This is a genomic window from Nocardia aurantiaca (assembly GCF_009708175.1).
In the GTDB taxonomy this organism is placed as follows: Bacteria; Actinomycetota; Actinomycetes; order Mycobacteriales; family Mycobacteriaceae; genus Nocardia; species Nocardia aurantiaca.
The window spans coordinates 335534-349717 of sequence record NZ_WMBB01000007.1; the positions used below are offsets into that span (position 1 = coordinate 335534).

General features: G+C 68.6%; 15 protein-coding genes. 6 read left to right on the plus strand and 9 right to left on the minus strand.

Annotated features, from left to right (window positions below):
• Positions 1-23 precede the first annotated feature (23 nt).
• Entirely contained in the window at positions 24-3365 is a 3342-nt protein-coding gene (gene recC, locus GLP40_RS17160; RefSeq protein WP_328290274.1) for an exodeoxyribonuclease V subunit gamma, read from the minus strand.
• 177 nt (positions 3366-3542) lie between these two features.
• Here recC and GLP40_RS17165 point away from each other — a divergent pair, with 177 nt between their 5' ends.
• The 3 genes from GLP40_RS17165 (at position 3543) to GLP40_RS17175 (ending at position 6398) form a co-directional block, all read left to right on the plus strand.
• Positions 3543-3749, plus strand: coding sequence for a hypothetical protein (locus tag GLP40_RS17165; RefSeq protein ID WP_154788902.1), 207 nt, complete (start codon positions 3543-3545; stop codon positions 3747-3749).
• An 81-nt stretch (positions 3750-3830) separates the two neighbouring features.
• Positions 3831-4721: a serine hydrolase gene (locus GLP40_RS17170; RefSeq protein WP_196054707.1), complete on the plus strand. Its 891-nt coding sequence runs from the start codon at positions 3831-3833 to the stop codon at positions 4719-4721.
• A 228-nt stretch (positions 4722-4949) separates the two neighbouring features.
• Positions 4950-6398, plus strand: coding sequence for an NAD(P)/FAD-dependent oxidoreductase (locus tag GLP40_RS17175; protein WP_154788903.1), 1449 nt, complete (start codon positions 4950-4952; stop codon positions 6396-6398).
• 110 nt (positions 6399-6508) lie between these two features.
• On the opposite strand, the gene GLP40_RS17180 is transcribed toward GLP40_RS17175, so the two are convergent.
• Together GLP40_RS17180 and GLP40_RS17185 are read right to left on the minus strand one after the other, a co-directional pair.
• Positions 6509-6928, minus strand: coding sequence for a tautomerase family protein (locus tag GLP40_RS17180; protein WP_154788904.1), 420 nt, complete (start codon positions 6926-6928; stop codon positions 6509-6511).
• A gap of 28 nt (positions 6929-6956) precedes the next feature.
• A complete protein-coding gene (locus tag GLP40_RS17185; RefSeq protein ID WP_154788905.1) occupies positions 6957-7658 on the minus strand; it encodes an SDR family oxidoreductase in 702 nt (233 codons plus the stop codon).
• A 91-nt stretch (positions 7659-7749) separates the two neighbouring features.
• Here GLP40_RS17185 and GLP40_RS17190 point away from each other — a divergent pair, with 91 nt between their 5' ends.
• On the plus strand, positions 7750-8448 hold the full coding sequence (locus tag GLP40_RS17190; protein ID WP_154788906.1) for a hypothetical protein: 699 nt from the start codon (positions 7750-7752) through the stop codon (positions 8446-8448).
• On the opposite strand, the gene GLP40_RS17195 is transcribed toward GLP40_RS17190, so the two are convergent.
• From GLP40_RS17195 to GLP40_RS17205, 3 genes are all read right to left on the minus strand, one after another.
• On the minus strand, positions 8340-8990 hold the full coding sequence (locus GLP40_RS17195) for an urease accessory protein UreD (RefSeq protein ID WP_407671615.1): 651 nt from the start codon (positions 8988-8990) through the stop codon (positions 8340-8342). The two genes, GLP40_RS17190 and GLP40_RS17195, sit on opposite strands and share 109 nt — an antisense overlap.
• Positions 8980-9693 (minus strand): urease accessory protein UreG, encoded by a 714-nt coding sequence (gene ureG / locus GLP40_RS17200; RefSeq protein WP_154788908.1) that lies wholly within the window; start codon positions 9691-9693, stop codon positions 8980-8982. Before ureG ends, GLP40_RS17195 begins: the two co-directional genes overlap by 11 nt.
• A 200-nt stretch (positions 9694-9893) precedes the next feature.
• The gene (locus GLP40_RS17205; protein WP_154788909.1) at positions 9894-10259 is read right to left on the minus strand and encodes a nuclear transport factor 2 family protein; all 366 of its coding nucleotides are present in this window, start codon (positions 10257-10259) and stop codon (positions 9894-9896) included.
• 87 nt (positions 10260-10346) lie between these two features.
• Between GLP40_RS17205 and GLP40_RS17210 the strand changes: the two genes are divergently transcribed.
• A complete protein-coding gene (locus GLP40_RS17210) occupies positions 10347-11132 on the plus strand; it encodes a helix-turn-helix domain-containing protein (protein ID WP_154788910.1) in 786 nt (261 codons plus the stop codon).
• Between the two features lie 56 nt (positions 11133-11188).
• On the opposite strand, the gene GLP40_RS17215 is transcribed toward GLP40_RS17210, so the two are convergent.
• Entirely contained in the window at positions 11189-11821 is a 633-nt protein-coding gene (locus GLP40_RS17215; RefSeq protein WP_154788911.1) for an urease accessory protein UreF, read from the minus strand.
• A 61-nt stretch (positions 11822-11882) separates the two neighbouring features.
• Positions 11883-12110, minus strand: coding sequence for a hypothetical protein (locus tag GLP40_RS17220; protein ID WP_154788912.1), 228 nt, complete (start codon positions 12108-12110; stop codon positions 11883-11885).
• Between the two features lie 191 nt (positions 12111-12301).
• Here GLP40_RS17220 and GLP40_RS17225 point away from each other — a divergent pair, with 191 nt between their 5' ends.
• Complete coding sequence (locus GLP40_RS17225) at positions 12302-13282, plus strand: zinc-binding dehydrogenase (protein WP_154788913.1); 981 nt, start codon at positions 12302-12304, stop codon at positions 13280-13282.
• Here GLP40_RS17225 and GLP40_RS17230 read toward each other — a convergent pair.
• A complete protein-coding gene (locus GLP40_RS17230) occupies positions 13271-14173 on the minus strand; it encodes an SDR family NAD(P)-dependent oxidoreductase (RefSeq protein WP_328290276.1) in 903 nt (300 codons plus the stop codon). The genes GLP40_RS17225 and GLP40_RS17230 overlap by 12 nt on opposite strands.
• Between the last annotated feature and the right edge of the window lie 11 nt (positions 14174-14184).

The window sequence follows — 14184 nt, forward strand, 5'->3', positions numbered from 1 at the left end:
CAGGGAGTTCCTCCTCGGGGTGGTCATGGCTGGCCTTGATTCTCGTTGGTGAGCAAGGGATTCCAGAGACGGCGCGCCAGTTCGCCGAAACGGGTGGGTTCCGCGTCGACGCCCGGGGGCGCGGGGGCGGCGGCCTCGCTGAGCTGGTGGAAGCGGGGGGCCGGGCCCAGAATGTGGCGGAAGTAGCGGTCGGTGTGTTCGCCGAAGCGGTCGTCGAAGTCCTGCTCGGCGGCGCGCAGGGCCTCGTCGGGCGAGGCGCCGGCGAGGCGGCGTTCGGCGTAGGTGGCCGAGGCCGTCGGTGCGATGGGAAGGGGTTCGGTCAGGCCCTCGTCACGCAGGAGGGTGAGGTCGCGCAGGATGCCGCGGGCCAGTGGCGCGGCGGGGGCGATGAGGGTGGACTGCCACGCGGGGCGGTGGTGCTTGCCGCGGCCGATGGTGATAGCGCGCCAGGACTGGTGCGTCCCCGTCGCGGCCAGGGCGAGCAGGCGAATCCACGCCGCCATCCGGTGTTTCGGCGCGAGCCGCGAGAATGTGGTGCGCAGCAGCGCGTCATCGTGGACGTCGGGGACAGTGCCGGTCAGGCGGCGGCCGTCACCCAGATCCACCGCGATATCGATGGTGCGCGCGGGGATCTCGTGCAGCGGCCGGACCACCCGGACCAACTGGTCGACGGTGCCCTCCACCTCGTCCAGCACGGCGGCGCCCATGGCGAAGGGTGGCAGCGTGCCGCGTCGCCATTCGGCCGCGCGCAGCACAGTCGGGTCCACGCCGGTCAGGCGGGCGGTCAGCATGCGCTCGCCCATGTTCCATTTGGTCAGGCCGTCGAGTTCGATGGGGAGCCGGTCGGCGATCTCCTCCTCGTCCTCGGGCACCCGGATTCCCAAGCGCTGCCACAGGAATGCTCGCACCGGATGCTCGGCGAAGGCCACCAGATCTGCGAGTTCGACATCGCCGCGCGCACTGCCGGGCAGCGGTGTCGGCAGAAACAGCGGCCGCGGCCGCGGCGCGCGTCCCGCGGCGCGCGCGCCCGCCAGCGCGACGGTGTCGAAGCTGAACGGCCGGTCGGGCTGGAAGTTGCGACGATCGAAGGGCTGCAACGGGTGTCGCGTCACCACCCGCTCCATGGCGGCCACGCCGACATGCGCGCGCACGGTGTCGAGCAACTCGGCCAGCGGAATGGCGGGCGGGCGGTGTGCGCCCGATACCGGATCGGATCCGGTGTGCAGCACGACGAGTCGCTCCCCGGCGGCCATGATGGCGTCCAGCAGCAACTGCCGGTCCTCGCTGCGCGGGTCCCGGTCCCCGGGGCAGCGGTGCCGGGCCAGCGCGTCGTCGCCGTCCACGCCGCCCGCGCGCGGGAAGACCTCGTCGTCGAGGCCGAGCAGCACCACCACCCGGTGCGGCACCGACCGCATCGGCACCATGGTGCACACCGTCAACTCACCGGTGCGGAAGTTGGCGCGTGACGGCCGTCCGGCCAGCCGGGCCGTCAGCAGCGCGCCGATATCGCTGAGCCGCAGCGGAATTCCGCCCGCGGGCTCCAGTGCGGTCGCCAATTCGCGACGCGCCTGCACCGCCATCCAGCCCTGGCTCGCGGGCGCGTCGGTGAGCAGGTCCAGCGCCCGCCCCAGTACGGCCGCCCACTCCGCCGCCGGCCGCGCGCTCCCGGCCGGTTCCTCCAGGGTGGATCCACGCAGATCCCGCAGGCACACCGCGAGCCGGTCCACGAATTCGGCGAACCGCCCGGACAGATCGATGTCATTGCTGTCCACGTCGTCCAGCGGCAGCACCAGATCCAGCCAATCCTCACTGGATTCACCCGCCGCCACCCCGAGCAGAATGCGATCCACCGCGGCATTGAGCGTGTTCTGCGCGAAGTCGCCGAGCCCGAACGCCTGTCGCTGCCGCTGCCCGATCCCCCAGCGCGCCCCGGTCTCGGCGGCCCATTCCCGCAGCCGCTCGATATCGTCGTCGTCGAATCCGCAGCGCACCCGAACCGGTTCGGCCGCACACAGATCCAGCACCTCGGCCACGGTGACACGCCCGTCGGCCAGCTCGAGCAATGTGCCGACCACATCCAGCACCGGATTGACCGCCCGCTGCGCGCGATCGGCCAGTCGCACCCGCAGCCCGTGCGCCGGATGTCCCGGCTCGGCCGAGGGTTGGCTGGGGGACGAGGGCGCGAGGGACCACTGTCCGAAGGCCGCGCGCACCAGCGGCGCGTAGCTCTCCACGTCCGGGCACATGACGATGACGTCGCGCGGCTCCAGGGTCGGGTCGGCGGCGAACAGCCCGAGCAGCGCGTCGCGCAGCACCTCCACCTGCCGCGCCGGCCCATGGCAGGAGTGCACGGCGATGGTCCCGTCGGCCAGGCTCGCTTCCGGCATGATCGACCAGCGATCTTGCCGCACGCCGGCCTGCAACTCGGCCAGCAGCGTGCGCGGGCCCGGCGTCTCCGGGGGCGGGTGATAGGTGTCGATGTGATCGTACCCGGACAGCCGCTCCTGCAGCTCCCGCACATCGCGGCCCAGCGCCGCCAGCAGCGGATGCCGCACGCGCACACCGGAATTCGGGATCACCTCGGCCTCGGCCAGCTTGGTCCAGAGCGCCGGGCTGGGATGCACCAGCCACAGGTGCACCTGCCGCCCGGCCGACAGCGCCGAGAGCACCTCCAGCTGATCGGTGGTCAACCGGGTCACACCGAACAGCGAAATCCGTTCCGGCAGCGATACGATCGACGGCTCCGCCCGCAATCGCGCGCACGCCGCCCCCAGCCGCTCGGCGGGACCGGCCACCCCGACCACCTCGCGCAGCCGCCGCCACAGCATGGGCTGCCACACCAGGTCCGAGGGCAACGCAGCGCCCGCCCCATCGGAATCACGGCCCTCGGCCCAGTCGGTGATCATGGCCGGGCGCTGGGTGGCATAGCTGTCGAACAGCGCCGCGATCCGCGCGGCCGTCGCATACCGCCGCCCGACCCGGTGGCCGCCCGCGTCCCCGTGTCCGAGATGCCGGGCCGGCACCGCGGCCCACGGTTCGGCCAGCACCCCGTCCAACACCGGCAGCAGCGTCCACACCAACCGCTCCGGGGACCACGGATCATGGTCGGGATCCACGCCCGTCGCCTCGGCGAGCACCGCCGCGACCAGCGCGGCCGGATCCGCGAAATCGATATTGGCCGAAATGCCATCGGTCCCCGCACCGCTGCCGAGCACCATGGCCAGCCGCTGGTTCAGCCAGCGCTCGATTCCCTTGGCGGGGACCGCCACCACCTCCGGGGTGAACGGATCGCCGAGCGGTTCGGCGAGCAGCCCGGCCAGCGCGTCGGCGAGCGTATCCGCTCGTTCGGCCCGGTGAATGTGCACGAGCTGTGTTTATACAGTCGGCGAACGACATGCAAACACCCGGCGCCGCGGCTCGCCGGGTGACACCTGCCACACGCCCGCGATTTGCTAGGGCGCGTCACCGCGAATTTCGAGTGTGGTATGCGACAGTGCCTTTCGGGGAGGTTCGAAGTTCTCCGGAAAGGCTGGTCCGCGACGATGTCTGCGTCGGTGATTCCCCTGGTACCCAAATCCGGGTTCACGGTTCGCCGGGTGGGAGACCGCTGGGAGCTCATCAACTCCCGGCACTACGGCCGCGGCGTGGTCCTGCAGAGCTGGCCGCGCGATCGGCATACCGAGGCATTCGAGCACTGCTATCGCCTCAATGGCCGCAGCATCGAAGAGCTACAGGCGGCTTTCCACTGACGCACGCGAATCTCACTGCGACAGTGTCGATTCGATAAACGATCCTCCGCGAGGCGTGCGTTTCGGGCATCGTCCCCTCTATTGTGTTCCCTCGTGCGTTCCCCCAAGGCCCGGCGCGTGGCCTCCTCCGCTTGTGTCCTCGCAGCCGCGGCTCTCATTCCGGCCGCCCCCGCGTTCGCTCCCGTGGCCGGTGCGATACCCGTGCATACCCAGGGCCCCATCGCGGGATTCGACGCCGATATGAGCAACCGCATCGCCGCGGTCGACGCTTACCTCGGCACCCGCCCGGGCATCACCGGCTATGTGATGCGCGACCGCGTCACCGGCGGCATCTATCGAAATGGCAACGCGGACACCAACTTCTGGACCGCCTCCACGATCAAGCTGGCCATCGCGGAGGATCTGCTCAACCGCGCCCGGATCGGCGCCATCCAGCTCGGCCCCGACGACCGCGCGCTCATGGAGTCCATGCTGGCAACCTCCAATGACAACGCCGCCGACATCCTGTGGAACAAGTACGCCGGCATAGACCGCATGTCGTTCAACAACGCCTTCCGCGCCAACGGCATGACCGGTCTGGTCCCGATGCCGCCGACCACGTCGCTGGAACAGGTCAAGCTGTTCCCGGACTGGGGTTTCCAGCAGTGCTCCCCCGCCGACCTGGACCGGCTCATGGACAACGTCCTGACCAGCATGCACCCCGACGACCGCGCCTACCTGCTCGACCGCATGCGCCACGTGGACACCAACCAGCACTGGGGTGTGTGGGGCGCGGGCGCGGCGATGAATCCGGGGCTGAAGAACGGCTGGTCGGACGAGCAGGGTGGCTGGGTGGTCAATTCGGTCGGTTTCGCCGGTCCGGGTGAGCGCTACACCCTCGCCATCATGACGGAACAGGGTAATCAGGGCGGTTACGCCGATGGCGCCGAAACCACCACGCACGTGGCGCAATTGCTGTTCCAGGGCCGCTGAGCGAATTCCGGGAAAGGCTGTTGAGCGGGGCGTTTCCGGCACTGCCGGATCGTCCCGCCGCGTTCGTCGCCACAATCCACGCTGAACGACCGCCCATATTGTATTTTTGAGAGAGTTTTCTAAAAGGTCTGTTTTCAGTCGGTCCTGATTGGTCTGCGCCACTCACACTGCACTACCGTTACGGGTGAGTTGTCGTACTTTCACCGTCTGGCGAGGAGCAGGAACTAGATGAACGCCGAGAAATCCGTCGCACAGCGTCATCGCGTGGTGGTGATCGGGTCCGGGTTCGGTGGACTGTTCGCCTGCAAGCAGCTACGCAAGGCCGACGTCGACATCACCCTCATCTCGAAGACCTCCACGCACCTGTTCCAGCCGCTGCTGTACCAGGTCGCCACCGGCATCCTCTCCACCGGCGAGATCGCCCCCGCCACCCGCATCGTGCTGCGCAAGCAGCGGAACGCGCGCGTCATCATGGGCGAGGTCACCGACATCGACGTCGAGAACGGCACCGTCACCTCGCGCCTGCTCAACCAGGACTACGTCACCCCGTTCGACAGCCTCATCGTGGCCGCCGGCGCGCAGCAGTCCTACTTCGGCAACGATCACTTCGCCACCTACGCGCCCGGCATGAAGACCATCGACGACGCCCTCGAACTGCGCGCGCGCATCCTGGGCTCCTTCGAAGAGGCCGAACTCGCCACCGATCCCGAAGTCCGCGACCGCTTCATGACCTTCGTAGTGGTCGGCGCGGGCCCCACCGGCGTCGAATTGGCCGGTCAGATCGCCGAGCTCGCCGACCGCACCCTGGACGGCTCGTTCCGCAATATCGACACGCGCGACGCGCGCGTCATCCTTGTCGAGGGCGCCGGCGCCGTGCTCGCCCCCATGGGCCCCAAGCTCGGCGGCAAGGCGCAACAGCGGCTGGAGAAGATGGGCGTGGAGATCCAGCTCAACGCCATCGTCACCAACGTCGACGCGCGCGGCGTCACCATCAAGGACCAGGACGGCTCCGAGCGCCGCATCGAATCCGCCTGCAAGGTGTGGTCGGCCGGCGTGCAGGCCAGCGGACTGGGCAAGATCCTCGCCGAACGGTCCAAGGGGACCGAGGTGGACCGGGCCGGACGTGTCATCGTCGAACCCGACCTCACCATCAAGGGTTATCCGAACGTCTTCGTAGTAGGCGACCTGATGTCGGTACCGGGCGTGCCCGGGCAGGCGCAGGGCGCGATCCAGGGCGGCACCTACGCCGCGAAGGCCATCAAGGCCGAAGTCGAGGGCAAGCAGAAGGTGGAGGACCGCAAGCCCTTCAAATACTTCGACAAGGGCTCGATGGCCACCGTGTCGCGGTTCAGCGCGGTCTGCCAGGTGGGCAAGCTGGAGTTCAGCGGCTTCTTCGCATGGCTGGCCTGGCTGGGCCTGCACCTGTGGTACCTGGTCGGCTTCCGCAGCCGCTTCGTCACCGTGCTCGAATGGTTCGTCTCGTTCCTGGGCCGCCACCGCGGTCAGATGGCGGCCACCGAACAGTGGGTGTTCGCACGCCTGGCGCTCGAGGCACTCGACGATCCGGTCGAGGCGCGTCAGCTCGCCAAACAGATCGGCGGCGAAAGTTCTTCGGGTAACGGCAAATCCGTGGCGAATGCGGAAGCGGGGAAATCCTCGCAGCAGCGCGCTGGCTGACAGCACGCCGCCGACAGCGGCGGAGGGCTGGGCTCGCGGTGGGAACCGGCGGTGAGCTGCGGTTCCCATGAGCCCCGCCGTCCCACCGCCGATACGGGCCACGTTCTCGGTCAGTAGGGAATGGGTTTGTTCGCCTCGGCCCAGTCGCGCTCGACAGGGCTGCCGGGTGCGGGCGGGAACAGTCCACCGATCATCCAGGTGTCCCGGGGTACCTCGTTGATATTGAATTCGAGATGCAGCCCGCGATCGTGGGTGTACGGGGCCATGAGGTCGTGCAGGCGCTCGCTCATCCGCTTGCGCAGATCGGGGTCGTCGAGTTGGCGTGCCAGATGGTCGATGGTGATCCGCACCGCGGGGATCGATACGCCGCCGACATAGAAGGAGTCGGCGGGGATCTCATGGAAGAGCGCCACCGCGTAGAACTCCGGCAGCCCGAAGCGCGCGTAGTAGGCGGTGATGTCCTTGGCGAAATTCTGTTTGTCCTCGGCCGTGAAGGTGTCGGCGGGGTGGTAGATGTGCCACAGCGGCATGATGAACTCCCTTGAAAGAGAAGGATTTTCAGCGAACGAACGGCAGTGCGAGGCCCTCGACCGGACCGGACAATGTGGCCTTCACCTGCCTGGCGAAGTCGTCCACGAGCACCTCGGTTGCCCCCTGCTCCAGCCCGTCGGCAACCGCCAACGCCACCTCGGCGGGGCTGATCTTCGGCGCCGCGATGGCCTTCACCATGTCGGTGTCGGCGAACCCGAGGTGCACACCGACCACCTGCGTACCCTGCCCCGCCAATTCGATCCGCAGGGAATTGGTGATCGACCACAGCGCGGCCTTCGACGCGCCGTACGCCGCCGCCCCCGAACTCCAGGACAGCACCGAGTGGATGTCCACCAGCGCCCCACCACCGTTCGCGGCGAGGATCGGCGCAAAAGCCCGTGCGATCCGCAGCGGCCCGAAGACATTCGTCTCGAACGTCTCCACCACATCCGCCATCTCGGTCTGCAACAGCGGAGCCGGCCGTAACACCCCCGCATTGTTCACTACGATGCTCACATCACCGGCCCGCTCCGCCACCGCGGCAATCGAATCCGGATCGGTGACCTCCAACTCGACCGGCACGATCCGCGGATCGCCACTCGACTCCGGCTTGCGCGCGCTCACGTACACCTTCGCCGCGCCCCGGTGCAGAAACTCCCGCGCGAACGCACGACCCAACCCACGCTGCCCGCCCGTCACCAGAACATTCGCACCCTCGATTGTCGTCATATCTACTCCCTGATTCATTGAGGCATCTGACTATACTTCACTATAGCCATCTTGGCGAGCGGGAGCAGGTCGCGGATCCGCCGTCGTCGAGATGGGCATCGATTTCGCCGTCGAGTGGTCGACGATGGTGCTGATCATCGCCGAGGTGCTGACCGCGGTCGTGCCCCTCGTGGTACTGCTGGCCCACCGCGTGAATCTGAAGACGCTCTATGTGATCGGCGCGCTGCTGGCGGTCGTCGGCGCAGCGGGGGCGGCTGCGGCGGATTCCGGTGGGACGGTGCGGGATTGGTGCCAGCTGGTGCAGATCGCCGGGGGCGGGACGCTGTTGCCGATCGGCGTCATGATGCTCGGCCGGGCTGATCGGCCCAGGCGGGTCGTCGCGCCGCTCGCCATGGTCGGAGCGACACTCGGCATGGGCTTGGTCACAGCCCTGGCGGGCAACGCACTCATGCACCACCTGGCGCGGTGCAGTGTCGCCGAGGCTGGCAGTCTTCCCCTCCTCAGCTTCGACCGAACGGGGATATTCCTTGTAGGACTGGCATTTTCGACGGTGGCACTGGTCGCGGCCGACTTTCTGCCCACTGTCCGGTACCGCGCCGGCGCACGTCCCGTGTCGCCGCCGACCAATCCGCCTCACTCACCCGAGCTCGGGGATGGTCTCCCCGAGAAGGTGATTGCCGGTCAGCGGGTCAACAGGCGACCCGTTCGGGTGAACAGGGTGCCGCCGGCGGCGAGGGGTAGGAGGGCTGCGTCCAGGCCGGTGGTGTCCACGGGGCGGTCGTCGGGGTAGGTGAGCACGCTTTCCAGCGCGCGCGGGGACGAGAGGGGGTCGTCAGTAGTGGTGTCGGCGCCCAGTTCGAGGCGGTGGCGCAGGAGTGGGGTAGCGCCGATGTCGGCGGTGAGCTCGCCGCTCCAGCAGCCGTGGTCCTCGCCGGTGCGGCCGATCTGAATGCGTTCCCGAATGCGCAGGCGCGCGCCCTTTTCCAGTCGGACGGTAGTGAAGGTGTCGTGCTCGGCGCCGCCCGCGATCACCGTCGGTTCGGGGTCGACATCGAGTTCGCCGCCAGCGGCCACGTCGAAGCGCCAGTGCGCCATAGACTTCCGAGTCTCGTGCCCGGGCAGCGCGATGGTGGCGGCCACCGACCGGACCGTCAACCGTGCGCCCGCCCCCACCGAGACGGCGATATCCAGCACGTCGCCGCCGAGCGGTGTAGCGGCGGTGCCGATGATATGCACCGTGTCCACACCGGTGCGCCGCGCAGCCAGGCCGCCGACCGCGTGGATGTGCGGCAGCGTCCCGGCGGTCGCGGTGATGCGGAGTTCAGTGCGAATGGGCACTGCCCGCCGCCGCATCCTGTTCGGCGGCCAGGCGGAGTTGGTCGCGCACCCACGCCAACACCGGTGTCGCCGCCGGGTCCTCGGTAAGGGAGGTGAAGACGAAGGGGCGGCCCTCGCGCACCCTGGTCGAATCCCGGTCCATGACCGACAGATCCGCGCCGACCATCGGGGCCAGGTCGGTTTTGTTGATGACCAGGAGGTCCGACCACGTCACACCCGGACCGCCCTTGCGCGGGACCTTGTCGCCCCCGGCCACGTCGACCACGAAGATCTGGGCGTCGATGAGGCCGGAGGAGAAGGTGGCGGTGAGATTGTCGCCGCCCGATTCGACCAGGATCAGGTCCAGCGGCGGGTTGGCCTCGATGAGATCGTCGATGGCGTCGAGGTTGGCGGTGATGTCGTCGCGGATGGCGGTGTGCGGGCACCCGCCGGTCTGCACGGCCGTGATCCGCTCGTCGGGCAGCACCGCGTGCCGGCGCAGGAAGTCCGCGTCCTCGGTGGTGTAGATGTCATTGGTCAGCACGGCCAACGACAACTCATCACGCAGCTGCCGGCACAGTGCGGCGGTCAGCGCGGTCTTCCCCGACCCGACCGGTCCCCCGATCCCGATCCGCAGCGGCTCCCCGGGCGTGCGCTCCCGCTTGGGCCGGTCATGGCTGTGATCGTGCGGTTCACCATCGATGAGGTGAGGTGGCATGTTCGGCTCCTTTCCCCCTCATCGTGACCCAGCCACGTGAACCCGCTGTTACCAACCCTGTGACCAGCCATGTGAGAGAACTCGGTGGGCGGTCGCGTGCGCCGGCCTGGGAAAGGGACTCCCGGTATGAAACGAATTTCCAACCGAGACGTCACTCGACCGCGTCGGCGACCGATCCACCTGGTTCGTCGGAGGCTCGCTCAGAACATCCCATTCGGGATCTGATCGGCTTCGGGCACGGGCTGGACGACATCCCAGTGCTCCATGATCTGTCCGTCCACAAGCCGCCAGATGTCCACGACGGCGATGCCGCGCTCGTCGCCCTCCGGCGTCATGCGGTAATGCACGACCACGTGGTCGTCTTCGGCGATGACCCGCCCGAGGTCCAGATGTGCCCCGGCGACCGGCGCGGTGGTGATGAACTCGATGAACTCATCCCGCCCGCTGGGGTTTCCGGGGCTGTGCTCGATGAAGTTCTCGTGCAGGAGTGTGCGCAGCACCTCGACATTTCCCGCCGCGAATTCTCGGAATCCGTCGATCACCAGTTGCTTGTTGGTCTTGTCCATGGGGTGACTGTCGCGGATTCGGGCCGGGCGCGTCGATTACATGCCGGGTAATGGCGGCGGCGTTCGGCGGCGGAGCAGACTCGGGGCATGACGAACGATCGTCCCGTCGGGGAACTGCTGCGCGAATGGCGGCACCGCGGTCGGCTGAGTCAACTCGACCTGGCCATTCATGCGGAGGTGTCGGCTCGGCACATCAGTTTCGTCGAGACGGGACGCACGATTCCCAGCAGCGCGATGGTCCTTCATCTGGCCGAGCGGCTCGGCGTGCCTTTGCGTGAGCGCAACCGCTTGCTGGTCGCCGCCGGGCACGCGCCCGTCTTCCGCGACCGCCCCTTGGATGACCCTGATCTGGCGCGGGCGCGGGAGACCGTCCAGCAGGTCCTGTTGGGGCACGAGCCATATCCGGCGCTCGCGGTGGACCGTCGATGGAATCTCCTCCTGGCCAACAGCTCGGTCGAGGTATTCCTGCACGGAGCAGACCCGGCGCTGCTGAGGCCGCCGATCAACATGATGCGGTTGGGGCTGCATCCGGACGGGCTCGCGCCGAGACTGCGCAATGTGGAACAGGTGCGCGGGTATCTGCTGCCCCGGCTCGCCCACCAGGCCGCGCGCAGCGGAGATCCGCAACTGCACTCGCTGTACGAGGAATTGGCGGCGTTCGGCCCTGAGCCCGAGCCCCGGCCACCCGACCCGACCGAGATCGCGCTGCGTATCCGGCTCGCGCATCGCGGAACCGAATTGTGCTTGGTCAACACGGTGACTACCTTCGGCGCGGCCTTCGATATCACGCTGGACGAGATCGCCATCGAAGCCTACTTCCCCGCTGACGTCGAGACCCGCCGGTTCTTCCGGACGAGGCAGAACGCCGGATAAGTCCAGAGCGTGAGCGAGTTGAGCACGAACGCGTGAGCTCGGTCCTCGGACTCGCTCTACGACGCGAACAGCGGCATATCCCGCCGCAGGTGCCGTTCGGCGAGCACATCCTGGAGCGGATCAGACAGCGCGGCAAGGGATTCGGCGGCTGCCCGGGCGGTGACGTCACACACCTCGGCCAGCCGAATCGTGCAGGCGGCCACCGCGGCCGGATCCAGGGCCAGCAGTCGCTGGGCGGCGGTCGCCGCTCCCGTCATGGTCGTGTACACCGTGACCGCGGCGATGTCCTCGGGCGTGGCGCCGCATACGGTACCGACCACCCCGAACACCGTGGACAGATGCGGCCGAGTGCCGAGGTCGCGCCAATCGGTGTGCGGCCAGACCTGTTTCGCCAGCCGGAGCAGTCCGCGCCCCTGGGCACGGGAGGCGGTCCGGGCTGCCGGCGAGGGCGTCCGCGCATCGGCTTCGAGCTCGGCCCGGGCCGGGTCCAGCGTCCCCGCGCAGACGGCGGCGGCCAGCGAGGCCGCCACCAGTCCGGAGGTGCGGATGCGCCGCCGCAGATAGAGTTCGACGCTCGGCACATCGCGCAGCAGCCCGGACGTGACGGCCTCCTCGACCCCGCCGGAATGCACGTGCCCGCCGATCGGGAGCCGGGAATCGGCGAGGGCGAGAAGGGTCGCCAGGCTCATCGGCGCACGTCCGGGTATCGCATGGCTCGATCCTAAGCGGCACCCGTTCGCACGATTCCGCCTAGGTGAGCAGGCAGGGCATCGATGCCGAGAAGGTCTTCAGCGCACAGGTGATCGAGTTGTAGGCGCCGGCCGATCCGGTCTCCGGGACCAGCCCGGCCACCGGGGCCACGCTGGCGGTCTCGGGCGCGGCGGGTTCCAGGCCCACGGGCGCGGCCATGGCCGGAGCAGCACCGAGTCCCGAGGCGATGGCGGCGACGGCACAGGCTTTCAGCACAACGGTTTTCATGAATTTTCCTCTCTCACAGCATCCTCACAGGATGTGATCGCAGCGAGACTAACCGACAAGCCACGCATGTGACTGAAATTCGTTTCAAAACGGTCGGATTCCTCGCCGCCGAACGCACCCACTGGGGCTTGACCTGAAGCAATATTGAGGTTGCAAACTGGGTGCGTCCGCAGCCGAAACAAGGAGTTGCCTTGCGTGCCATACATCTTCATGAGTTCGGGCCTGCCGAGAACCTGCGATACGAGACCGTCCCCGATCCCGAGCCCGAACCGGGACAGGTGCGGATCGCAGTGCGGGCGGCCGGCGTGCACCTGCTGGACACCTCGCTGCGCCAGGGCATCATCGCGGCCGGGCCGATGCCGCTGACCGCGCTGCCCACGATTCCGGGACGCGAGGTGGCTGGAACGGTGGACCGCGTCGGACCCGGCGTCGACGAAAGTTGGCTCGGGCGTTCGGTTGTCGCGCATATCGGGCAGGTGCCGGGCGGATACGCCGAACTCACGGTGACCGAAGCCGAACGGCTGCACGAGATTCCGGCGGGTCTGGATCCGGGCGCGGCGGTCGCCATGATCGGCACCGGGCGCACCGCGCTGGGGATCCTCGGATTCACCGACATCACCGCGGACACCGTGGCCATCGTGCCGTCCGCCGCCGGCGGCATCGGTACGTTGCTGGTCCAGTACCTGGCCGAGGCGGGCGCGACCGTCATCGGGCTCGCGGGCGGGAAGGTGAAGGCCGATCAGGTGTACGAGAACGGCGCGGACCTCGCCCTGGACTACCTCGATCCGTCGTGGCCCGATGCCGTGCGCGCCCGCTACGGCGAACACCCCGCCACCCTGCTGTTCGACGGCGTCGGCGGCGAGATCGCCCGCACTGCGGTCGATCTGCTCGGCAAGGGCGGCCTCCGCCTGGTGTTCGGCTGGTCCGGCGGACGGATCGAACTCGACGATCGGGCGCTCGCCGAGCGCGGTGTCACTTCGCGGGAGGTGCTCGGCGCGCCCATGTTGGAACGCTCGGGCGGCCTGCGCGCCTTGGAGACTCGCGCACTGGCCGAGGCCGCGGCGGGCCGCCTGCGCCCGGCCGTCCATCCCTTCCCGCTCGCGGAAGCCGCTGCCGCGCATCGCGCATTGGAGACCCGCGCGACCACCGGCAAGGTCGTGCTACTCCCCTGACCTGCGCCCGAGACCGCGCTCCATGAACCGTTGCGCGGCTCCGCGCCGCAGGTCCGACAGCGCCTGCACCGGACCGGTCCACCAGGGCGAGATCTCGATCGGCCGCGCGACGACGGCATGGCAGATGAGATCGGCCGCCTCCTCGGCGGTGAGCCCGGGCACGCCGGAGAAGTCGGTGGGGGCGCTCATGCGGGTGTGCACCAGCGGCATATACACCGAGGTGGTGGTGACGCCATCGGCGGCGATCTCCGTCGCGACGGTGCGCAACCAGATGTCGAATGCGCCCTTGGACGCACCGTAGGCTGCCCACCGCGGCGCAGGCGGCATGCGCAGTCCCCAGGTGGAGATGTTCACGATGTGCCCGTGCCGGTTCTCGCGCATGCTCGGCAGCAGGGTGAGCAGCAACCGCACCGGGCCGAGGTAGTTGACGTCCATGGTCCGGGTGAAATCGTGGAACCGGTCATAGGATTCGTCGATGGGGCGTCGAATCGAGCGGCCCGCATTATTGATGAGCACATCCACCCGGCCGTGCTCGGCCAGCAGCCGCCGCCCCAACTCCTCGACCGCGTCGAATTCGGTGATGTCGCATCGGTACACGTGCGCACTGCCGCCTCCCTCGCGAATATCGGCGGCCACCTGTTCGAGGTCCTCCAGCGAGCGAGCCACCAGTAACACCGTCGCGCCCGCGGCGGCGAGCTTCTTCGCGGCGGCCTTGCCGATGCCGTGCGAGGCGCCGGTCACCAGGATGACGCTGCCGGAAACCGCGTTGCGCAGCGCTTTCTCGCGCGGTCGGGAGGTCGGGTAGAAGATTCTGGTCGCCACCCGTTCCGCCAGGGGGCGGCCGTTCGACCCGGCCGATTGCGCACTGTTCGGGGCGTCTTCCTCAACCACGCTTCCGAGCC